Origin of the sequence: Pararhizobium polonicum (assembly GCF_001687365.1) — a bacterium.
GTDB lineage: Bacteria > Pseudomonadota > Alphaproteobacteria > Rhizobiales > Rhizobiaceae > Pararhizobium > Pararhizobium polonicum.
In genome coordinates this window covers 237,930-257,787 of record NZ_LGLV01000009.1, presented here as the reverse complement: position 1 = coordinate 257,787, position 19,858 = coordinate 237,930, and the positions used below count along the sequence as shown (strand labels likewise).

Annotated in this window: 21 protein-coding genes; 5 read left to right on the top strand and 16 right to left on the bottom strand. The window is 62.8% G+C overall.

Translation table 11 applies throughout. The features are described 5' to 3' along the window. The 5 genes from ADU59_RS16040 to ADU59_RS16020 are packed head-to-tail and all read left to right on the top strand — an operon-like array spanning position 1 to position 4,552. Positions 1-975 (top strand): sll0787 family AIR synthase-like protein, encoded by a 975-nt coding sequence (locus ADU59_RS16040; protein ID WP_068955190.1) that lies wholly within the window; start codon positions 1-3, stop codon positions 973-975. Further along, positions 972-2,129, top strand: a complete 1,158-nt coding sequence (locus tag ADU59_RS16035; RefSeq protein ID WP_068955130.1) for an MSMEG_0565 family glycosyltransferase — start codon at positions 972-974, stop codon at positions 2,127-2,129. Before ADU59_RS16040 ends, ADU59_RS16035 begins: the two co-directional genes overlap by 4 nt. Then, on the top strand, positions 2,122-2,409 hold the full coding sequence (locus tag ADU59_RS16030; protein WP_068955129.1) for an MSMEG_0570 family nitrogen starvation response protein: 288 nt from the start codon (positions 2,122-2,124) through the stop codon (positions 2,407-2,409). The genes ADU59_RS16035 and ADU59_RS16030 overlap by 8 nt, the downstream gene beginning before the upstream one ends. A gap of 11 nt (positions 2,410-2,420) precedes the next feature. After that, positions 2,421-3,695 (top strand): MSMEG_0569 family flavin-dependent oxidoreductase, encoded by a 1,275-nt coding sequence (locus tag ADU59_RS16025; protein WP_068955128.1) that lies wholly within the window; start codon positions 2,421-2,423, stop codon positions 3,693-3,695. Then, positions 3,695-4,552, top strand: coding sequence for a Pnap_2097 family protein (locus ADU59_RS16020; protein ID WP_068955127.1), 858 nt, complete (start codon positions 3,695-3,697; stop codon positions 4,550-4,552). The genes ADU59_RS16025 and ADU59_RS16020 overlap by 1 nt, the downstream gene beginning before the upstream one ends. Before the next feature lie 22 nt (positions 4,553-4,574). On the opposite strand, the gene queE is transcribed toward ADU59_RS16020, so the two are convergent. The 16 genes from queE to ADU59_RS15940 all read right to left on the bottom strand — a co-directional run bounded on the left by queE (position 4,575) and on the right by ADU59_RS15940 (position 19,850). Beyond that, positions 4,575-5,312, bottom strand: coding sequence for a 7-carboxy-7-deazaguanine synthase QueE (gene queE / locus ADU59_RS16015; RefSeq protein WP_068955126.1), 738 nt, complete (start codon positions 5,310-5,312; stop codon positions 4,575-4,577). Continuing rightward, positions 5,309-5,665, bottom strand: a complete 357-nt coding sequence (gene queD / locus ADU59_RS16010) for a 6-carboxytetrahydropterin synthase QueD (RefSeq protein WP_068955125.1) — start codon at positions 5,663-5,665, stop codon at positions 5,309-5,311. Before queD ends, queE begins: the two co-directional genes overlap by 4 nt. Continuing rightward, a complete protein-coding gene (queC, locus tag ADU59_RS16005; RefSeq protein WP_068955124.1) occupies positions 5,665-6,375 on the bottom strand; it encodes a 7-cyano-7-deazaguanine synthase QueC in 711 nt (236 codons plus the stop codon). Before queC ends, queD begins: the two co-directional genes overlap by 1 nt. A 139-nt stretch (positions 6,376-6,514) precedes the next feature. After that, the gene (locus ADU59_RS16000; protein ID WP_068955123.1) at positions 6,515-7,840 is read right to left on the bottom strand and encodes an LLM class flavin-dependent oxidoreductase; all 1,326 of its coding nucleotides are present in this window, start codon (positions 7,838-7,840) and stop codon (positions 6,515-6,517) included. Between the two features lie 124 nt (positions 7,841-7,964). Then, on the bottom strand, positions 7,965-8,570 hold the full coding sequence (locus ADU59_RS15995; RefSeq protein ID WP_083198304.1) for an RBBP9/YdeN family alpha/beta hydrolase: 606 nt from the start codon (positions 8,568-8,570) through the stop codon (positions 7,965-7,967). Between the two features lie 72 nt (positions 8,571-8,642). After that, complete coding sequence (locus ADU59_RS15990) at positions 8,643-9,005, bottom strand: 4Fe-4S binding protein (protein ID WP_068955121.1); 363 nt, start codon at positions 9,003-9,005, stop codon at positions 8,643-8,645. Next, positions 9,002-10,591: an FAD-binding protein gene (locus ADU59_RS15985; protein WP_068955120.1), complete on the bottom strand. Its 1,590-nt coding sequence runs from the start codon at positions 10,589-10,591 to the stop codon at positions 9,002-9,004. Before ADU59_RS15985 ends, ADU59_RS15990 begins: the two co-directional genes overlap by 4 nt. Before the next feature lies 1 nt (position 10,592). Beyond that, on the bottom strand, positions 10,593-11,411 hold the full coding sequence (locus ADU59_RS15980) for an ABC transporter ATP-binding protein (protein ID WP_083198297.1): 819 nt from the start codon (positions 11,409-11,411) through the stop codon (positions 10,593-10,595). Then, on the bottom strand, positions 11,384-12,274 hold the full coding sequence (locus ADU59_RS15975; protein WP_083198296.1) for an ABC transporter permease subunit: 891 nt from the start codon (positions 12,272-12,274) through the stop codon (positions 11,384-11,386). The genes ADU59_RS15980 and ADU59_RS15975 overlap by 28 nt, the downstream gene beginning before the upstream one ends. 20 nt (positions 12,275-12,294) lie before the next feature. Beyond that, positions 12,295-13,272 (bottom strand): ABC transporter substrate-binding protein, encoded by a 978-nt coding sequence (locus ADU59_RS15970; protein WP_068955119.1) that lies wholly within the window; start codon positions 13,270-13,272, stop codon positions 12,295-12,297. Positions 13,273-13,319: 47 nt separating this feature from the next. After that, positions 13,320-14,657, bottom strand: coding sequence for an LLM class flavin-dependent oxidoreductase (locus ADU59_RS15965; RefSeq protein ID WP_068955118.1), 1,338 nt, complete (start codon positions 14,655-14,657; stop codon positions 13,320-13,322). Between the two features lie 143 nt (positions 14,658-14,800). Further along, complete coding sequence (locus ADU59_RS15960; protein ID WP_158515728.1) at positions 14,801-16,426, bottom strand: copper resistance CopC/CopD family protein; 1,626 nt, start codon at positions 16,424-16,426, stop codon at positions 14,801-14,803. 2 nt (positions 16,427-16,428) lie between these two features. Next, on the bottom strand, positions 16,429-16,953 hold the full coding sequence (locus ADU59_RS15955) for a YcnI family copper-binding membrane protein (RefSeq protein ID WP_068955116.1): 525 nt from the start codon (positions 16,951-16,953) through the stop codon (positions 16,429-16,431). Positions 16,954-16,971: 18 nt separating this feature from the next. Then, positions 16,972-17,766 (bottom strand): ABC transporter ATP-binding protein, encoded by a 795-nt coding sequence (locus tag ADU59_RS15950; RefSeq protein ID WP_068955115.1) that lies wholly within the window; start codon positions 17,764-17,766, stop codon positions 16,972-16,974. Further along, positions 17,760-18,770, bottom strand: a complete 1,011-nt coding sequence (locus ADU59_RS15945; RefSeq protein WP_068955114.1) for an ABC transporter permease — start codon at positions 18,768-18,770, stop codon at positions 17,760-17,762. Before ADU59_RS15945 ends, ADU59_RS15950 begins: the two co-directional genes overlap by 7 nt. Positions 18,771-18,782: 12 nt before the next feature. Next, positions 18,783-19,850 carry an ABC transporter substrate-binding protein gene (locus ADU59_RS15940; RefSeq protein ID WP_068955113.1) on the bottom strand — a complete coding sequence of 356 codons (1,068 nt, stop codon included), beginning with the start codon at positions 19,848-19,850 and terminating at the stop codon, positions 18,783-18,785. Positions 19,851-19,858: the final 8 nt, after the last annotated feature.

Genomic DNA, 19,858 nt, shown 5'->3' with positions numbered 1-19,858 from the left:
ATGGGTGCGATCGACATCAAGGCACTGGCCGCCACATTGGCCGCAAGCAACGGCATCGCCGCCAAGCAGGATATCGGCTCTGTGGCGGCAAGCCTCGGCCTTCAGGGCCAGTCCGTAGCCGTTGGTGACGACTGCGCCGCGCTGCCGGATGGCGACGGCTATCTGCTCTTTGCCATCGAAGGCTTCATGAACGAGTTCGTCGCCGCCGATCCGTGGTTTGCCGGATGGTGTGGCGTCATGGTCAATATTTCCGACGTCGTCGCCATGGGCGGACGCCCGGTCGCCGTCGTCGATGCCGTCTGGGCCGACGGCGAAATGGGTGCCGCTCCCGTTCTCGAAGGCATGCGGGCGGCGGCTAGAACCTTCGGTGTGCCCATCGTCGGCGGCCACACCAATATCCGTACAGATCGGGGCCAGCTTTCGGTCGCGATCCTCGGCCGGGCGAAAAAACTGCTGACAAGCTTCGATGCTCGGCCCGGCGATGTCCTGATCGCCGCCATTGACCATCGCGGCCGCTACCGCGAGCCGTTCAACAATTGGGAAGCCGCAACCGACGCGCCATCCGCGCGGCTGCGGAGCGATCTGGAACTCCTGCCCGAGATCGCGGAAGCCGGATTGGCGCTGGCGGCCAAGGACATCAGCCAGGGCGGCATCGTCGGCACCGCCATCATGCTGGCCGAATGCTCCAATGTTGGCATCGAGATCGATGTTTCCGCCATTCCCCTGCCCGCCGGCGTCAGCCTGGAGCGCTGGCTCGCAACGTTTCCGAGCTTCGGCTACCTGCTTTCCGTTTCCCCCGGCAATTCGCAGGAGGTTCTACACCGGTTTGCCAAACGCAACATCACAGCAGCCGTCATCGGCGCGGTGCAGGCGGGAACTGAAATCGCCATTACGGACGGTACGCAGCGTGCCCTGATCCGCGACTATGCCGATATGCCGCTGTTGCGTCTCGGAAGCCGGGAGGATGCCGCATGAGCCGGCCGTTGCGCATCGCCATGCTGACCCATTCCACCAATCCGCGTGGCGGTGTGGTACATGCCATGCAGCTTTCGGAAGCCTTGACGGCACTCGGCCACGAAGTGATCCTGCATGCGCCAGATGCGAAAGGGACCGGCTTCTTCCGCAATCCCGCCTGCAGGACGCAGTGCATTCCCGTCCAGCCCGCAGCCGCGGACATGACGGAGATGGTCGAGCAGCGGATCCATGACTATGTCGCTTACTTCGATAAGGCCGGAGCCGACGGCTTCGACCTTTTCCACGCGCATGACGGTATTTCCGGCAATGCCCTTGCAACGCTGAAGCAGAAGGCGCTCATTCCCGGATTCGCCCGCACCGTCCACCACATCGAGCAGTTTGCCGACGCCCGGCTGATGGCCCTGCAGGATCGCTCGATCGATGCGGCGGATATCTTCTTCACCGTCAGCCGGATGTGGCAGAAGGTGTTGCAGGACGATCGCGGCCAGACAGCTTCCGTCGTCGGCAACGGCGTCGATACCGAGCGTTTCTCACCCGCCTGGAACGGCGAGCAGGCAGCACTGCGCGATCGGTTGACGCTGACGAACGGTCCGATGTTTCTCAGCATCGGTGGTATCGAGGCGCGCAAGAACACGCTGGGCATTCTCGAAGCCTTCCGTCAGATACGCGCGATCCGGCCGGATGCGCAGCTGGTCATTGCTGGTGGCGCTTCGCTGCTCGATCATCACGGCTATCAGCAGGAGTTCCACGAAGCCCTTTCAAGCCTGCGCGGCCACGCCGCCGCCGTCCATATTATCGGGACGGTCGCCGATGCGGATATGCCCAATCTCTACCGGCTGGCGGATGCTCTGGTGTTCCCGTCCATCACCGAGGGATACGGTCTCGTCGTACTCGAAGCGATGGCAAGCGGCGTGCCTGTCGTCGTCTCCTCCATCGCCCCTTTCACCGAATATCTGCAGCCGGAGGACGCGATCTGGTGCGACCCGCGCCATCCTGCCTCGATCGCGGAGGGCATGGCGCTTTCGCTGATCGGCCCTGTGCGCGACCGTATCATCGCGCGCGGTCTCGATGTTGCCGCCCGTCACGCCTGGCCGCGCACCGCTGCCGCGCATCTTGCCTCCTATCAACGCCTGATGGAGCCCACCCATGCCTGAAATGCGCTTCATCATTGCCTGGCCGGATGGCCGCAAGGAGACCTGCTATTCCCCGTCGCTTGTCATCAGGGATTTCCTCTCCGAGGGGCAAACCTACGGGCTCACCGACTTCCTCGACCGCAGCCGCAAGGCACTGACGATCGCCAGTGACCGGGTCGAGGCGAAATACGGTTATCCGTGTTCGCGTGCCCTGGGGCAGTTGGCCCGTATCGAACAGGCCGCCTTTCCCTTTGTCTCCGATGCGGATGCGACCGTCCGCTGCGAAATCTTCATCCTGTGAAAGGAACTCCCATGGCCACTCTTCCCCTGAAGCCCCATTACAGCGCTGTCGTCATCGGCGGCGGACAGGCCGGCCTGTCCGCCAGCCATTATCTGACAGTCCATGGTATCGATCATGTTGTCTTTGAAAAGAAGACAGTTGCCCACAAATGGAAGAACGAGCGCTGGGATGCCTTCTGCCTGGTGACACCCAACTGGCAATGCCAGCTGCCGGATCATCCCTATGACGGCACGGACCCGAACGGCTTCATGGTCAAGGACGAGATCCTCGCCTATGTCGATCGCTTCGTCGCCAAGGTGGATGCGCCGGTTCTCGAACACACCGCCGTCACCGCGCTGGAACGCCATGGCGAGTTCTTCCGCATCGAGACCTCGGCCGGGACCGTCACCGCCAACACGGTGGTCATCGCCACCAGCCTCTATAGCGAACCCGCAATCCCCCGCGCCGCCGAACGCCTCCCCGAAGAGATCATGCAAATCCACACCGCGCAATACCGCAATTCCGGCCAATTGCCCGAGGGGGACGTCATCGTCGTCGGCTCCGGCCAGTCCGGCTGCCAGATTGCCGAAGACTTGCATCTGGCTGGCCGCAAAGTGCACCTCGTCACCGGCAACGCGCCGCGCTGCGCCCGGTTCTATCGCGGCCGCGATGTGGTGGACTGGCTGTCGGATATCGGTCAGTACGACATCACCGTCGAACAGGACGGCATGACGAAGAAGAAGCATGACACCAACCACTACCTGACCGGCCGTGACGGCGGCCGCGATATCGACCTGCGCAAGTTCGCGCTGGAGGGCATGGCGCTTTATGGCCGCATGTCAGGCGTGGCCGCCGGCCGCATGTTGTTCGAACCCAACCTCAAGTCCAATCTCGACGGTGCCGACCGCGTCTATAACGGCATCAATGCGCTGATCGATCGCCACATCGCGGCGAAAGGCATCGAAGCGCCAGCCGGGTCGCCCTATGTGCCCCTTTGGGAGCCGGAGGCCGAGACCATGGAGCTCGACCTGAAGGCGGAACGCATCACCTCCGTCATATGGGCAACCGGATTCAGCCCCGACTGGTCCTTCGTCGGTCTGCCGATCTTCGATGGCAATGCCTATCCCGTCCATCGCCGCGGCGTGACGGCGGTCGATGGCGTCTACGTCCTCGGTCTTCCGTGGCTGTGGACCTGGGGCTCCGGCCGTTTCCTCAGTGTCGGCAAGGATGCGGAATATGTGGTCGGCCATCTGGCGGCCCGGCTTTCGGCCGAAGAGCCCGCCCTGAAGAAGGCGGCAAACGCCTGATGAGCAGCGCTGCCCTTCTCGAGTTTCCACCGCCAAAACCGTCGGCGCGCGATCTGATGGCGCGCGCCCTTGATCCGCATGTCCTGATCGGCATGCCGCACCTGAACGGCTGCGGCCTGTCGGAAACCTGGCTGATGAAGGAGCTTGGCCATCGCCACTGGCTGATGCTTGCGCTGCATCTCGGCATGGACGACGCCGACTTCCGGACAGCCGACGGAGAAGAAGCCTATGCTGCGATCTGCGCGTCCTCGCTGACGGCGGCGCAGTTCGGTGAAGTGCAGGCAAATGACATCCTGACAATCCGCTCGGTGCTCAGCACTATCTCGCGCACACAGATATCGACCCACCACGACATGTCCGTCCATGGCCGGAGCATTGGCACTTGCGAACTGGTTTCGACCTTCGTGCGCAGAATGGTTCGAGGTGACAATCATTCCATCGCGCGTGTGGCGTTGCGAGAGCCGCAGTCGAAGCGGTTCGAGCCCAGTCGCCTCGCGCGCGCAGCCGCGGATATCCGCAATGGCCGTTTGGAGGCACATTTCGGATTTCCGATCATGCCTGACAAGGCGCTGCGCGAACACCGGTTCGAACCAAGTCTTTCTCAGGACTTCAACGGCGCCGGCCTGCTCTATTTCGCCGAATTCCAGGCGCTGGCCGATCGCGCCTTCGAGCGCTGGCTTCCCGAGCGCCGCCGTCTGGTTGACAGGGACGTTTTCTTCCTGGGAAACATCCAGCCGAATGAAAGCGTTTTCTTCGATCTGCTTGCCGTTTCCGGTGACCGGTTGTCCGCCCAGGGACAGTTGCGGCGTGAGGACGGGCACGTGATCGCAAAGATATTCTGCAGATGGATGCTTTAGCTGCGACCGCGCCCCGCTTATTTCAGACGCCGCGCTTGTTGCCCCAGAGCAGGACGTGCAGTTGCGGCAGCACGCGGGCCTCGAACCACCGGTCTTCGGTCACCTTGTCGACCAGCCACAGCATGCGGTCCATCACGCCGTCGATATCGACCCGCGCGTCGTCGTCATCGGGCGGCGGCGGAGTATGATTGCCCGGCTGGAGATAGACCGGGAGATCGGGATAACCAGCGGCGGCAGCGCGGGCATAGGCATAGTCGCGATCGTCGAAGACAACGACTTTCAGCGCTATCTGCGGTCTTTCGGCTGCCATCGCCAGACATGCATCGAATGCGTCCCAGTCCGTCTCCATGCCACTGGACGGCGGCTTGGGGCTCAGCACCAGAACATCGAGATCGGCAAACCAGTCTTTCGCGACGCTGCCCTGGGTCTCCAGCGCAAAACGATACCCCTCGCGATGACCGCGTTCGATGAGCGGCCCGAGTGGCTGGATCGCCGGATTGCCGCCGGACAGAGACACGGTCAGCGGCTTGTTGCCGGAAAGCCGGGCGACGTCCTGCCAGATCTCGTCTGCCGACATCGGGCGCCATTGATCGCGATAGGCGCTATCGACCGCATGCAGCGTATCGCACCACGAACAGCGGTAATCGCAGCCGCCGGTCCGGACGAAGACGGTCGGAAGGCCGATCAGGATGCCCTCGCCCTGGATTGTCGGCCCGAAAATTTCGCTGACGCGGATCTGTGCCTCGCGAACGCCACTCATGGCCGGTATTCCGCCCAGGTTTTCGGTGTTTCGCTGACCCGCACGGCCGATGTTTCCGGCAGGCGGTCCTTGCACCAGTCATAGAAGTGCTTCGCCAGACATTCAGACGTTACCCGGTCGTGGCCGAGAACCTCATTCAGATGGCGATGATCGAAGCTGTCGTCGATATAGCGCTTCAGCGGCGCAAGCTCGTGGTAATCGCGAACGAAGCCGTCGCCGTTCAGCGCCGCGGCGGACAGCTCCACCACGACGATGTAATTGTGCCCATGCAGGCGCGCGCATTGGTGTTCGGCCGGCAGATGCGTGAGCTGATGCGAGGCGGAGAAATGAAATTCCTTGGTGATGCGGAACATCATTTCACCTCGGCAGCCGAAAAGCCGGTGGTCGCGCCCACCCAGAAATCCGGATCGTCGTAGTCAGTGGGATCGTCGACCCCGGCGAGATGGAAGGCCTCGCGCCGCTCGACACAGGTTCCGCAACGGCCGCAATGACGCGCGCCACCCTTGTAGCAGGACCAGGTCTCCGCAAACGGCGTACCGTATTTAACACCATCGGTGACGATATCGGCCTTGGAGATGGTGACATAGGGGGCAAGGAGCAGGACATTGGCGTAACCGTCGAGCGCCTGGTTCTGCATCGCCTGAAAGGCATCGATGAAGCCCGGCCGGCAATCGGGATAGATGAAATGGTCGCCGCCATGCACGGCGACGGCGACGGCATCGGCTTGCTGCGCGGCGGCAAGACCGAAGGCGATGGCCAGCATGATGGCGTTGCGGTTTGGAACGACGGTGGCTTTCATCGTCTCCTCGGCATAGTGCCCGTCCGGAACCTCGATATCGTCGGTCAGGGCCGATCCGGTGAGATGGCTGCCGATCGCGCTGATGTCGATGATCTGGTGGGCAACGCCCAGCCGTTTGGCGCAGGCCGCCGCGTAGTCCAGCTCCTTGCGATGCCGCTGTCCGTAGTCGAAGGACAGAAGGCCGATGAGCTGATGTTCCGCCGCGACCTTGTGCGCAAGCGAAACGGAGTCCAATCCGCCGGAGCAGATGACGATGGTTTTCATAGGATAGGGTCCCTTGTTTTGACCGGGTGGGCTGCGACCGGAATACGCGCGGCTTCTAACGCAAAGACGTGCCTTTGTGAAGGCCGGGTGGAAAACAGGGCGCGGATGTCGCACCCTGTTCGTCCCGCGGGCCATTGCCTTACGGGAAGAAACGGTTCTCCGGACGGGGCAGACCGAGATGGTCGCGCAGCGTGCTGCCCTCATAGTCCGTGCGGAACAGGCCACGGCGTTGCAGTTCGGGAACCAGCCGCTCCGTCACGTCGTCAAGCCCCTGCGGCAGATAGGGAAAGACCACGTTGAAACCGTCGGAACCCTCGCCGGATAGCCATTCCTCCATCTCGTCCGCGATCGTCTGCGCGGTACCCACAAAGGCGAGACCGGAATAGCCGCCGTAACGCTGCGCCAATTGCCGCACCGTCAGCTTCTCCTCTTCGGCAAGTTTCAAAACCTGCGCTCGGCCCGTCTTGCTGGCATTGGTTTCCGGAATAGCCGGCAGCGGGCCGTCCGGGTCGAAACCGGAGGCGTCATGGCCAAGCGCGATCGACAGCGAGGCGATGGCGCTGTCGTAGTGAACCAGACTGTCGAGCCTGGCGCGTTTGGCGCGGGCCTCCTCGACGCTGTCGCCCACAACGACAAAGGCTGCCGGCAGGATTTTCAGATGATTGCGGTCCCGCCCGGCGGGCGCCATCCGTTGCTTGATGTCCGCATACAGCGCCTTGCCGCCTGCCAGGTCCCGCGGCGAGCAGAAAACCACCTCGGCCGTTTCGGCCGCCAGCTGCCGGCCCGGCTCGGACTGGCCGGCCTGGACGATAACAGGCCATCCCTGCGGCGGGCGGGCGATGTTGAGCGGTCCGCGCACCTTCAATCCATCGCCCTTGTGATCGAGAACATGCATCTTTGCCGGATCGAAGAAGATGCCGCTCTCGACATCGCGCAGGAAGGCATCGTCGGCAAAGCTGTCCCACAGCCCCGTCACGACATCATAGAATTCGCGCGCCAGCCGATAGCGCTCGCCGTGCTCGACATGATCCTCGAGACCGAAGTTCAGCGCCGCATCGGGATTGGAGGTGGTGACGATGTTCCAGCCCGCCCGGCCATTGCTGATATGATCCAGCGAGGCAAAGCGCCGGGCGATATGATAGGGTTCGTCGAACGTGGTGGAGGCCGTTGCCACAAGGCCGATCCGTTCGGTCACGGCCGCAAGGGCGGACAGCAGCGTAAACGGCTCGAACGATGTCACGGTATGGCTTCGCCGCAACGCTTCCACCGGCATGTTGAGCACCGCCAGATGATCGGCCATGAAGAAGGCGTCGAATTTCGCCCGTTCGAGCTTTTGCGCAAAGCTCTTGATATGCGTGAAGTTGAAATTGGCATCCGGATAGGAGCCCGGATAGCGCCATGCACCGGTATGCAGGCTCACCGGGCGCATGAAGGCTCCCAGGTGCAATTGACGTGACTGAGCCATGAGGTCTCCGTTGAGGGCAATGATAAGGATGTGGCGTCAAAAAAATGTCGTTGCCGTTGTGGGTTTGTGTTCGTCGTCGGCACGGGCTCTTCGAAAAGGGACCGGCTATTTTTCCTTCGTCTTTTCAATACGGCCAAACGGTATAGCACCCCTCCTGTGAGGCGCTTTCAGTACCGCTTCGCCGTGGCTGACCGGCATCCATGCGCTTCAGACGCTCGAATATCTCATAGCCATTCGTCCATCGTCCGAACCCGCTCGCAACATTGATGTGGCCCGCCGCGCCGATTTCGACAAGGTCGCTGCCCCAGTCGGCCGCGACATGCCGTAGCGTGTCAAAAGGCATGTAGGGATCGTTCAGGCCCGCGACAATGATACTTGGAAACGGAAGTCGCCGCAGCGGCATGGCAAGCGGCAGGACCACACCGGGATGCAGTCTTGCCGTGGCTTCGAGATCGCAGGGCGCGACCAGCAGGGCTCCGCGAACCTTGTGCGCAACGGCGCTGGTTGCCAGCTGCGCCGCGAGCAGACAGCCGAGACTGTGAGCGACAAGCCAGACACCGTCGCTTGCCGAAATGGCCGCCGCCAGACGCACGCGCCAGACATCGAAATCCGGCTGAACCCAGTTTTCCTGTTCCACGACCATGCTTGACGGATGATCGCGCGCCCAATGCTGCTGCCAGTGGTTCTCACCCGATCCGTTGAGGCCGGGCAGGATCAGGGTATCCGGCAGGCTTTTGAAAAGGGCACGCATGTCATCCTGTTTCCTATGTATGTTTTGCCGCGCCGCGGCACAGGCGGCCTCTCAAACCGGGCTGGCTTTTGCCAGATCGCGGGCCCGCAGGAACACGTTTTCCATCTGCCAGTGTTCGTTGGTGTAGCGGGGATCGCCGGCCCATTCATCCCAGCCGTGATGACGCCGGTACTCGCCAAGAAGGCCGGAGGCCAGGATCGCGGCCTTGTCGACCGGTTGCGGGTTTTCGCAATCCGGCCCGACATAGATGGCGTCGTGCGGACAATAGAGCTCGCACATGAAACATGTCTCGCAATCCTCCTGCCGGGCAATGCGCGGGATCTGGTCCGCCACGATTGCGAGCACATTGGTGGGACAGATCTCGACGCATTTGTTGCAGGCCGTGCAGCGGTCTTCGAGGATGAGTTCGATCATGACGCAAGCTCCAGCGGCTGGCTGCCGTCCTTCGATGTCCAGACCTTGTCAAGGCCGCCGGCAAGGATGCGATGGCTGAAACGGGCATTCGTTTCCGGCCTGTCGTCACGCTGGTGCATGCCACGGCTTTCGTCACGGGCCAGCGCGGAAGCCGCCGACCAGCGCGCGGTCGCCAGCATTGCCGCCGTTTCCCGCGTGCGCAGTACATTGGCGCCGTTGCCGAGAGCATGCGCATGAAAGACGCTCCAGATATCGTCCAGAACCTCCCCCGTCCGTTTCAGCTTTTCGCCGGTCCGGAAGATGTTCTTGTCGTAGGACAGCATTTCATTCTGGATAATCGACAGCGTTGCCCGCAGATCGACCTCGTGTTGCGCGACGGGACGCAGACCCGCCTGTCCGATTGGACGGCCGGCATCGCGGCCGCGCTGGCGGGCGGCAAACCGCGTGGCGCCCTGCCCTGCCCATTGCCCCGACGAGACCGCCCAGGCCGAGTTGATATTGCCACCGCCCGAGATCGCACCGGCGACAAGCTCGCGGGTTGCCGCGTCCCCTGCCGCATAAAGACCGGGAACGGAGGTGCCGCAATCTTCGGTGACGATGCGCAAGCCGCCGATACCGCGCACCGTACCCTCGCCATGCATGGTCACCTCGAACTTGTCGCGATAGGGATCGATGCCCCAGCGGTGGAAGGGCAGCATGAAATTGGGGGAGATGATCGGCACCTTGGCGCGGATATCCTCCGGCGTGCGGCTGAGATCGCAAAATACCTTGCCCTTGAGCATCGCCTGCGCCAGCGGCCGGGAGACATCCGGCCCCGGTGGGATCGGGATGACCGCGCCATCCTCGTCATAATAGGTGGCGAAGGCGTAGGACATCGAGCGCGTCATGTTCGAGCCGGCAAGCGCGACGGTATAGTAGTTGGTAAACTCCATGCCGGAGAGTTCGGCGCCTGCTTCCGCGGCCATCAGATAACCATCGCCGGTATTGGTATGGGACCCGAGCAGGCGCGACAGAAACGAGGTGCCGCCGGTCGCAAGCACCACCGCGCCGGCATTGACCTGCCACTCGCCGCCCTGCTGGCGCCTCAATCCACGTGCGCCACTCACCGAACCATCGGCCCGCTGGAGAAGTTCGAGCGCCGGACAGTGGTCGAGAACGGTGATGCCGAGACTGTCGACCAGCTTGCGCAAAGCACGCATATATTCCGGACCGCGCAGTTCGCGATAACGCGTCGCGCCCGTGCCGTCTTTCGAAAAGTCATAGAACCTGTGAAGGGTCGGCAGGCTCTCCCAGGTCTTTGCCAGCACCCGCGCCATCCATTCCGGATCGTTCAGCCCGAAGCCGGTCTTCTGGCGATTGCGAATGGTGTTTTCCCGCAGCTCCGGCGGATCGGGCGGCACCCACCAATGGCCGGGTCCCGCCGTTGCCGTGACGCCGCTGGTGCCACAACAACCCTTGTCGGCAAGGACCACCGAGGCTCCGGCCCGGCGCGCGGCGGCTGCCGCCCAGGTTCCGGCCAGTCCGCCGCCGATGATGAGGACATCGGCGTCAAGGTGAACAGTATCGCCGCCATTCGCCACGCCCATCTCAGGAATTCCCGTGCGTTCCGTGGCGAACGCCCAGCCAATCCAGCAGATTGCCGCGGATTTTCGCAAAGGCGGGATCGGCCACATCGCGCGGGCGCGGCAGATCGATGATCTCCTCATGGGCGATGATGCCATCCTTCATCACCAGAACCCGGTCGGAGAGAAGCACTGCCTCCTCGACATCATGGGTGACCAGAAGCACTGCGCAGCCATGGCGCTGCCAGAGTTCACCGACCAGCTCCTGCGCCTTGATCCGGGTCAGGGCATCGAGCGCGGCGAAGGGTTCGTCGAGCAACAGAAGATCGGGTTCGCGGACAAGCGCCCGGGCCAGCGAAGCCCGCTGCGCCTCGCCGCCGGACAGGACTTTCGGCCATTGCTCGGCGCGATGGCCGATACCGACTTCCTCCAGTGCTTCAAGCGCCCGCTTGCGGCCACCGCCGCCCGGCAGCCCCAGCACGACATTGCGCCAGACGGTTTTCCACGGCAGAAGGCGCGGTGCCTGAAAGGCGACCGCGCGGCGTTGCGGCACCTCGACAGCGCCGGTGAACTCGCGGTCCAGATCGGCCAGAATGCGCAACAGCGTGCTCTTGCCGCAGCCGCTCGCCCCAAGCAGGGCCACGAATTCGCCGGCAACGATATCGACGTCCAGGTTTTGCAGAACGTCGCGCGATCCGAACCGGCGCGACAGGCCGCGAACCCTGACGGCGGCCGCAGGCTCAATGACTGGAGCCGGGACCACCTGCGGCGTTGCCTTCTTCAGCGCCGCCACGGGCAATTGCGGATCTGAAATACTTAGGTTCCGTTGAACGCTGGTCGCCATGACAGGAACACCTTTTCGAGAGTGCGGACGGTGAAGTCGACGCCAAGGCCCAGCAGCGCATAGACGACGAGGCAGACGACGATCACATCGGTCTGGAAGAATTCGCGGGCGTTGGCCATGAGGTAACCGATACCCGCCGTCGCGTTGATCTGTTCGCCGAAGACCAGCGCCAGCCAGGCAATGCCGAGCGAATAGCGCAGGCCCACCAGCGCACTGGGCAAGGCACCGGGCAGAACCACATTGACGATCATCGCCAGACGCGAAAGCCCGAGCGTGCGGCCAACCTCGATCAAGGACTGATCGACATTGCGGATACCGGCATAGACATTGAGATAGAGCGGAAAGGCGGTTCCGAGCGCGATCAGGGCGATCTTGGGTGCCTCGCCGATGCCGAACCAGATGATCAGCAGCGGGATGAGCGCCACATTCGGCACGGTGCGCATCATCTGCATGGTGGCATCGACCAGATCCTCGCCGAGGCGGAACAGCCCGGCAATCACCGCCAGCGTCACGCCGATGCTGCCGCCGATCGCAAGTCCGGTCAGCGCCCGGCTGAGAGAGACCCACATGGCTTCCTGCAGCTCACCTGTTTCAATGAGCGTCGCGGCGCTGGACAGGACGGTGGACGGACCGGCCAGAACCTCGCTCGGCAGAACGCCGGTGACCGACAGGATATGCCAGAGGAGAACCAGTGCGACGGGGCCGGATGTCCGGCGCAGCCAGCGAGGCAAGCCCCGCCCGGACACGGAGACCGGTTCGATCCGCTGGAGCGGAAGCTCATTTCCCCCCAGACGCCGGGCCTGCCGCCACTCGCGCTGATCGGCACACTCCGTTGCAGCCGGACCTATTGTCGCGATAGCCATGGCGATACCCCGCTCCCAAGTCAATTGATCGGAATACCGCGATAGACGTAATCGCCGAGATTGAGCGAGCCCTTCAGCACTCCGGCCTCTTTCCAGGTGTCGAAGACGTTCTGAAGCGACGCGACGAAGGCGTCGTCGATCGGCTGGCGCTTGTAGGCAGCCTCGTCCGGATAGATCTTCTCGATGGTTGCCTTGTCCTGCTTGGCGAAACCCGCGTAAAATTCGATATAGGCATCCTTGCTGTTCAGCGACCAGTCGTAGCCCTTCTCAAGGCGATCGGCGAAATCAGCGATCGCCGCGACCTTGCCCGGATCGGAAAGAGCGTTGTCCGTCGCGCTCAATACGAAATTTCCGGTGCTGATGCCCGGTCCGTCGAGCAGAACGGTTGCCTTCAGCGTGCCGATGGCGCGCGCCTTGTAAACGCCCCAGGTGCCCCAGGCGTCGATGCTGCCTGCCTGAAAGGCGGCACTGGCATCGGCCGGTGTCAGAAACGCGAGCTTGACGTCATCTGCCGTCAGTCCGGCCTTTTTCAGCGCGCCGAGTGTCAGATAATGGGCGACGCTGCCGCGCGTGGTCGGCGAGATGGTCTTGCCTTTCAGGTCGGCCAGCGTCTTGATCGGGCTGCCGGCCGGCACCAGGATGGTGCTGCCAAGGCCGCCGTTGGAAAAATTGGCGACGACCTTGATCTTCGAACCGCCGGCAATGGCGCTGACCGTCGGGGAATCGGCCGCCTGGCCGATATCGACGGCATCCGCTTTCAGGGCTTCGTGCAAATTAACCGCAGCCGGAAAGACCGACCATTCGATCTGATAGGATACGTCCTTCAAAAGCCCGGCGGCTTCCAGCTTGGCGCGGGTCGCGCCGGTCTGGTCGCCGACGCGCAGGATGACTTTGCTCAGATCTTCCGCCGCCAGGACGGGAAAGAAGGCTCCGATGGACAGCGCTGCGGCAAGGCCGCCAAGAACCGTGCTGAAGAGACGCCGGGAAAGATTGGTCATGAAGCTTCGACTTTCAAAAGGTTCGGGTTTCGTGAAGGAGCCTGCCTTTATTCAGCGGCATCGGCGATCTGCGCATGGGAATAGCGATTGGCCGGCGCAGGAATTCCGAGGCTCTCCCGGAAGGTTTCCCCCTCGTATTCGGTGCGGTAGATGCCGCGTTCCTGAAGGATCGGCACCACCGTCTCGACGAAGACTTCGAGTTCGCGCGGCAGCGAGACGTTGACGACGAAGCCGTCCGAGCCACGCTCCTCCAGCCAGCGCTGGAGTGCATCCGCCACCTGGACCGGCGTACCGACGAAGTCCGTGCGCGGCGTTGCAAAACGCAAGGCCGTCTGGCGGAGCGTAAGGTTTTCGGCACGGGCAACGGCAAGGATCTTGCCGGATGTGCTCTGGTTGCTGTTGGCCCCGTGTGCACCGACATCCGGGAACGGTGCATCGAGATCGTGCTGCAGGAAATCATAGTCGTTGAACGGCCGGCCGAGCATCGACAGGGCATTCTCGATCGAGGTCAGATTGGCGAATTCCTGATATTTGCGTTCGGCCTCTTCTTCTGTCGATCCGATGACCGGGCGAATGCCGGGCAGGATGAACAGCTGGTCGGGATCGCGCCCGAAGGCAGCGGCCCGCGTCTTGATATCCTGGTAATAGGTCTTGCCGTCATCGATATTTTCGTGATGCACGAAGATCGCATCCGAGCGCCGCGCGGCAAAATTCTTGCCATCTTCCGATGCGCCCGCCTGAAAAATGACCGGCTGCCCCTGCGCCGAGCGCGCGATGTTGAGCGGCCCCTTCACCTGAAAGAATTCACCCTTGTGATTGAGCGTGTGCAGCTTGGTGGGATCGAAGAAGACACCGCTCTGCTTGTCGTGCACAAGCGCGTCGTCCTCCCAGGAATCCCAGAGACCCTGAACGACATCGAGATATTCGCCAGCCAGCCGATAGCGCGTATCATGCGCCAGATGCTTCGACTTGCTGTAGTTCTCCGCCGAACCTTCAAGCCACGAGGTCACCACGTTCCAGCCGGCCCGGCCGCCGCTGATATGGTCGAGCGAGGCGAACTGGCGGGCAACGTTGAAGGGTTCGCTGTAGCTGGCCGTCAGCGTCGCGACGAGGCCGATATGCGATGTGGCACCGGCAAGCGCCGACAGGATGGTCAAAGGCTCGAAGCGGTTGAGATAATGCGGGCTCGATTTTTCGGTGATGAAAACGCTGTCGGCGACAAAGAGGAAATCGAACTTGGCCGCCTCGGCCAGTTGCGCCTGCTTCCTGTAATAGGCAAAATTCGTGCTGGCGTTCGGCTCCGCGTCCGGATGCCGCCAATCGCCCCATCCCATGCCCACGCCATGCAGCATGAATCCGAGTTTTAACTGACGTTTTGCCGACATATGATCTCTCCTGCAGGCGTTCGAACACGTTTCGAGATATCAGGCTAATCATTATAAAAACTATGGAATAGGTATTTTATTGCCAATTGCTCGCTGATGCGCGAAAGGATTTCTGCGCCGAAGGGCACACGCTAGGCGCGCGGTCATTTCGACGCGGGGCTTGCCTTGGCAACGTCGAACACATCCGTCAGCGTCACCGAGCGAAAATCCGAGACAAGCACCGTCACGCGCACAACCCAGAAACCATCGAGCGGCAGGACAAAGCCCTCGGCACGATACCGTTGCGGGTCGATCTTGCTTGCCTGTTTGCTGAACGGGCCGATGCCATAGGACGGCTTATCGAGATCGATGCTGACGGAGATCGGCTCAAGCGGCTTGCCGTCGAGGAGGAGATCGCGAACCTCGATGCTGACCGGCCCGGTGACCGGAGGATGAATGGAGAGAACAGCACTCAGCCCATCCTTCCGCGTTTGTATTTCGTGCACGGCCGCAGGGGCTGCGACAAGGGTGCGCGGTGGTGGCGTGAAACGCCACAGACCGAGCACGGCAATGATCAGGCTGCCCAGAACCACTTCCGCAAGGATACTGCGCCTCAAGTGCCGCGCGGCCGTTTCATTTCCGGCGAGAACAGGTTTGGTCAGCCGGCAGCGGTTGACGGCTGCGGCCGCGAGCAGAGCTGCGACGAGCACGAGCTTTGCCAGGAGCACCCGCCCATAGCCGCTCGTCCACAATGCCGGGACAGAGCGCACTTGCACGATGGCCAGCGCCAGGCCGGACAGGATCAGGATGCCGACGATCAAAGGTATGACCGTCGAGAAGCGCGTGAGAGCCAGCAAGCTGTCCGGCGATGTCTGCCGAAACAGGACCGCGAGGGGGAGCAGCGCGCCGATCCAGAGCGTCGCCGTCACGGCATGAAGAAAGAGCGTTGGCCGCATCAGCAAGATTGGTGGCGCCGTCGCGGCATGGCCGGCACTGGCGATCGCAAGGCCTACGGTCAAAAGGGCCAGCGATGCGAGGATAATACCGGTGCGCGTTGCCGCCCCCGTCTGGCGGGCGGCATAGGCGAGAACAAGCGCCGTCGCCCCTAGCAGGGCCACCCGGCCAAACGTGGTGGCAAACAATCCGGCGCTCCAGATATCGGGCCGAACCAAAGCCGATACCGGCTCGCCCAGTGCATCAAGCCCCTGGAATGCGATCAGCACCGGCGTGGCCAGAAGGCCGGCAAACAGCAGGCCACTCGCCAGCCCTCCCCCGCGAACGACGGGCTGGCGGGCAATCAGGATCGAAAACGCCGTGCCGCCGACGCCGAACACCAGACCCAGCATCAAAACCAGCCGCGAGGCCCACAGGCCCGCTCTCACCGCCAGATCGACCTGCTCTTCAGTATGCAGAGCAACCGCGCTCGGTGCGCCGACAGAAAAGACCAGGCCACCACCGATCGGATGACCATCCGACGAGGTGACGCGCCAGGAGAGAATATGGGTACCGCTTTCCAGCCCGCCCGGCAGAGTGAGGATGATCGCATCCCCCTTCTCGCCGATGTCCTTCAAAACATCCGTATGTCCACCCGGATGGATGAGCCGCGCGACGAGAGGCCGCACCGGCTCCGAAAATCGCAATGTGACCGTCCTGGGAGGGACGTCCGATACCGAACCATCGGCGGGCTCGGAAGCGATCAGGTTGGCGTGGGCAAAGGCAGAGTTCGCGCCGAGAGCCGACAGAAAGACGGCGATGCAGATCATCGCCGCCCATTTTGCGATGTAATTCACGATCAGGGCTGAACGCGGACGGAGGGTGCCGGATACTTCAGATCGTCGGAGACCCCGCCGGCCGACGGAATTTCGATCCAGCGATCGACGCCGCCTTCGCATTCCTGCACGACAGGCACGAAGATCCGGTTGGACGCCGTCTTGCTGACCGTCGCGCGGAAGACGAACTCGTCGTAATGGGCATCCTCGAGCTTACCGCCCGTCCAGGATATCTCCTTGATCGTGGCGCCATGGCCGTGCGCATGGGTTTCTTCCGCGGACGCCTTGTGGACGTCGTCGGTGATGACCGAGAGCGTCCAGCCGGGCTTCGGCTGCGGTTTTGCCGATGTCAGCTCCGCCGGAATGGCAATGCGCACGCCGGTTGTTGCCGCGCCCGAGCAGCCATGCGGCAGCCGCAACACGAATTTGACGGTTGCGCCGGGGGCCACGTCCTTGTTCTCGAAGGTGATGTGGGCGCTTACCGGTAGGGCAATTGCGACGGCCATCGTGGTCAGAAAAGCGCGGGCGCCCGTTTTCAGAATGTTCATTGTCGGTCCAATTTTTCGTTACCAGGTTGCCGCAAGGCCGAGATGCCCGAGCGCTTCGCGCCGCAGTTCCGCCAGGCGCGGATCGCCGCGATGGCGGGGATAAGGGAGATCGACGCGGATATCGGCGACGATTCGCGCCGGGCGCGGCCCGAAGATCAGCACGCGCTGCGACAGAAACAGCGCTTCCTCGACATCATGGGTAACGAGCACCGCCGTCAGCCCGGCCCGCTGCCAGAGGCTGACCAGTTCCGTCTGCATGGTCAGGCGGGTCAGCGAATCCAGCTTGCCGAGCGGCTCGTCGAGCAACAGAAGGCGCGGCTCGTTGACCAGTGCCCGGGCCAGCGCCACCCGCTGCGACATGCCGCCGGAGAGCTGGTGCGGATAGGCCTTGTCGAAACCCTTCAGCCCGACGAGTTCGATCGCATTGTCGACGCGGTGGCGGGAGCGCTTGAGAACGCCCTGCGCTTCCAGCCCCAGCGCGACATTGTCCCAGACCGTGCGCCAGGGAAACAGCGTCGGATCCTGAAACACCAGAATGCGCGAGGGATCGGGTTCGCCGACGATTTCCCCGTCAACGCTGAGCGCACCGCGCGTCGGATGGTCGAGCCCGGCCAGAAGCCTGAGCAGCGTCGATTTTCCGCATCCGGACGGGCCAAGCAAGGCGACGAAGGATCCAGGCTCCACCGAGAAATCGACATTGTCGAGAACCGGTAGCGGCTCGCCTTCGAGCTCGAACTGATGCGAGACGTTGCGGATGTCGATCTTTTGGCCGACGGCGGAAAGCTCCGGCTGTTTCGTTGCAAGGGCTACCATCGGACAAGGCCTTTCTGCCAGGACAGGGACCAGTCCCGAACGCGGAAGAGAATGGTGATCAGCGTCGAGCACATCAGCGCCATGACGAGCAGCGCCGCATACATGTTGGCATAGGCCGCCCACCCCTGCGCCCATTGCAGGTACCAGCCGAGACCGGCCTTGACCCCCAGCATTTCGGCAACGACCAGTACCGCGAAGGATGTACCGAGCCCCATGAACAGGCCGACGAAGACATGCGGCAGGGCCGCCGGGATTGCCACCTTGAAGATCAGGAACAGCGGCTTGGCCCCGAGCGTCCGGGCGATGTCGTAATAATCGCGGTTGACACTGGCGATACCCGACCAGGTGAGGATGGTGACCGGGAAGGCCGTTGCGAGCGCGATCAGAAAGACGCTGGCCGAGCCGCTGGTCGGGAAGATGAAGAAGGCGAGCGGCAGCCAGGCGGTGGCCGGCAAGGGGCCGATCAGCCGCAACACCGGATGCACCCAATAACTCGCCGCCCGCGACCAGCCGATGGTGACGCCGGTGATGAAACCTGCGAGCGCGCCGAAAAAATACCCCTTGGCGAGAAGCAGGACGGAATAGAACACGCTCAATCCGAGCCGTTCCCAGTCGTCGAAGAAGACCTCCAGTATACTCTGCGGCGAGGAGAAGAATGGCACCGGCAGCAGCCCGGTCTTCGCCGTGACGATTTCCCAGGCAGCGACGGCCAATGCGGAGACAAGAAACCATGGCCCGTAGTAGCGGATCGCGACCGCAATCTTGCCGCCGAGCTTGCCGGTCGCCGCGACGACGGCCAGCAGCAGCGCGATCACCAGCGAACCGGCCGCCAGTTCACGCCCATAGGGCTGCGGAATGATTTCCGGCCAGAGTTCGATCAGCGCGGCAGTCCCCGCCCAGGCTGCAGCGGCGATCAGGCCGGTCCACCAGAGTGACGCCGCCGGACGAGCAGATGCGGCGACCTCTACGGCGCCATCGGAAATGGGTGGATCGATCGAAGCCATGTCCTATCCCCCTCAGGCCGAAAGCACGTCGGCATAGACCTTGTCGGCAAACTCGTGCGGATCGGTCGAGTTCTTGAACACCTGCACGTCGCGCAGCTCCTGCGCATAGAGCGCGATTTCCTGGCGCAGGTCGGCGCCGGTCGGATTGTGATTGTGCGTCTGGGCGAGAAGTACGCCGACGAGATCCTCGACCGACTTGTCTTTCGGCGCATTCGGCAGGAAGGCCCTGGCCGCATCTTCCGGCTTGGCGACCGTCCAGTCCTGTGCTTCGAGCAGGGCGCGGGTGAGCGCTGTTGCCGTCGGCAGATCGTCTCGGATCAGGCTGCCGCGCAGGCCGACGATGCAGCAGACCCGGTTTTCGAAGCCGTGGTCGAGATTGGAGGCGACCTGGATATATTTCGGATCCTGCAGCCAGAAGTAAGCCTTCGGATCGCCATCGGCGATGGCGTGGATTTCGCCCTTTTCGGCCGCGAGCTGCAACAGTTCGCCCGGATATTGCCGCCACTCGACGTCGGCGACGGGATCGATGCCTTCCTTGTGCAGGAGGATCGAGAAGAAATTCTTGCCGGGGCTGGCAAGGTCGGAAATGCCGATCGTCTTGCCCTTGAGCTGCGACAGCGTGGTGATCCCGGCCGATTTCAGCGCCACCAGACGCGAGCAGCCGCCGTGGGTGCCGGCAGTGATCTTGACGTCAAACCCCTGCTCCAGCGCTTTCAGCCAGCGCAATGCCATGCCGATGCCGCCATCCGCCTTGCCGGTGGCGATGGCTTCGAGCAGCGCTTCGGTGGAGGCGCCGAAATTGACGAGTTCGACATCGAGCCCGTATTTCTTGAAGATGCCGTGCTCCTGCGCGACGAAGACCGGGGCAAGGCAGATCGCCGTGGCATTGGTGGCAAACTTGATCTTCTTCAGCTCCCCGGCCGGCGCCGTGGTCTGGGCGAGCAGGCTGTTTGCGGAGAAGGCGCCAAGCGGTGCTGCCAGTCCCAGTGCGCCGGCCGTCTTGAGGAACGAGCGGCGATCCAGTCCGCCGATCAGAGAGCCTGTTGCGTTTGCTGTCGGATTTTTCAAATTCAATGTCATTCAAATAT

Bases quoted from the DNA above. Each gene is read 5' to 3' on its own strand.
- ADU59_RS16040 (WP_068955190.1), top strand. From the start codon at position 1: ATGGGTGCGATCGACATCAAGGCACTGGCCGCCACATTGGCCGCAAGC.
- ADU59_RS16035 (WP_068955130.1), top strand. From the start codon at position 972: ATGAGCCGGCCGTTGCGCATCGCCATGCTGACCCATTCCACCAATCCG.
- ADU59_RS16030 (WP_068955129.1), top strand. From the start codon at position 2,122: ATGCCTGAAATGCGCTTCATCATTGCCTGGCCGGATGGCCGCAAGGAG.
- ADU59_RS16025 (WP_068955128.1), top strand. From the start codon at position 2,421: ATGGCCACTCTTCCCCTGAAGCCCCATTACAGCGCTGTCGTCATCGGC.
- ADU59_RS16020 (WP_068955127.1), top strand. From the start codon at position 3,695: ATGAGCAGCGCTGCCCTTCTCGAGTTTCCACCGCCAAAACCGTCGGCG.
- queE (WP_068955126.1), bottom strand. From the start codon at position 5,312: ATGAGTGGCGTTCGCGAGGCACAGATCCGCGTCAGCGAAATTTTCGGG.
- queD (WP_068955125.1), bottom strand. From the start codon at position 5,665: ATGTTCCGCATCACCAAGGAATTTCATTTCTCCGCCTCGCATCAGCTC.
- queC (WP_068955124.1), bottom strand. From the start codon at position 6,375: ATGAAAACCATCGTCATCTGCTCCGGCGGATTGGACTCCGTTTCGCTT.
- ADU59_RS16000 (WP_068955123.1), bottom strand. From the start codon at position 7,840: ATGGCTCAGTCACGTCAATTGCACCTGGGAGCCTTCATGCGCCCGGTG.
- ADU59_RS15990 (WP_068955121.1), bottom strand. From the start codon at position 9,005: ATGATCGAACTCATCCTCGAAGACCGCTGCACGGCCTGCAACAAATGC.
- ADU59_RS15985 (WP_068955120.1), bottom strand. From the start codon at position 10,591: ATGGGCGTGGCGAATGGCGGCGATACTGTTCACCTTGACGCCGATGTC.
- ADU59_RS15980 (WP_083198297.1), bottom strand. From the start codon at position 11,411: ATGGCGACCAGCGTTCAACGGAACCTAAGTATTTCAGATCCGCAATTG.
- ADU59_RS15975 (WP_083198296.1), bottom strand. From the start codon at position 12,274: ATGGCTATCGCGACAATAGGTCCGGCTGCAACGGAGTGTGCCGATCAG.
- ADU59_RS15970 (WP_068955119.1), bottom strand. From the start codon at position 13,272: ATGACCAATCTTTCCCGGCGTCTCTTCAGCACGGTTCTTGGCGGCCTT.
- ADU59_RS15965 (WP_068955118.1), bottom strand. From the start codon at position 14,657: ATGTCGGCAAAACGTCAGTTAAAACTCGGATTCATGCTGCATGGCGTG.
- ADU59_RS15955 (WP_068955116.1), bottom strand. From the start codon at position 16,953: ATGAACATTCTGAAAACGGGCGCCCGCGCTTTTCTGACCACGATGGCC.
- ADU59_RS15950 (WP_068955115.1), bottom strand. From the start codon at position 17,766: ATGGTAGCCCTTGCAACGAAACAGCCGGAGCTTTCCGCCGTCGGCCAA.
- ADU59_RS15945 (WP_068955114.1), bottom strand. From the start codon at position 18,770: ATGGCTTCGATCGATCCACCCATTTCCGATGGCGCCGTAGAGGTCGCC.
- ADU59_RS15940 (WP_068955113.1), bottom strand. From the start codon at position 19,850: ATGACATTGAATTTGAAAAATCCGACAGCAAACGCAACAGGCTCTCTG.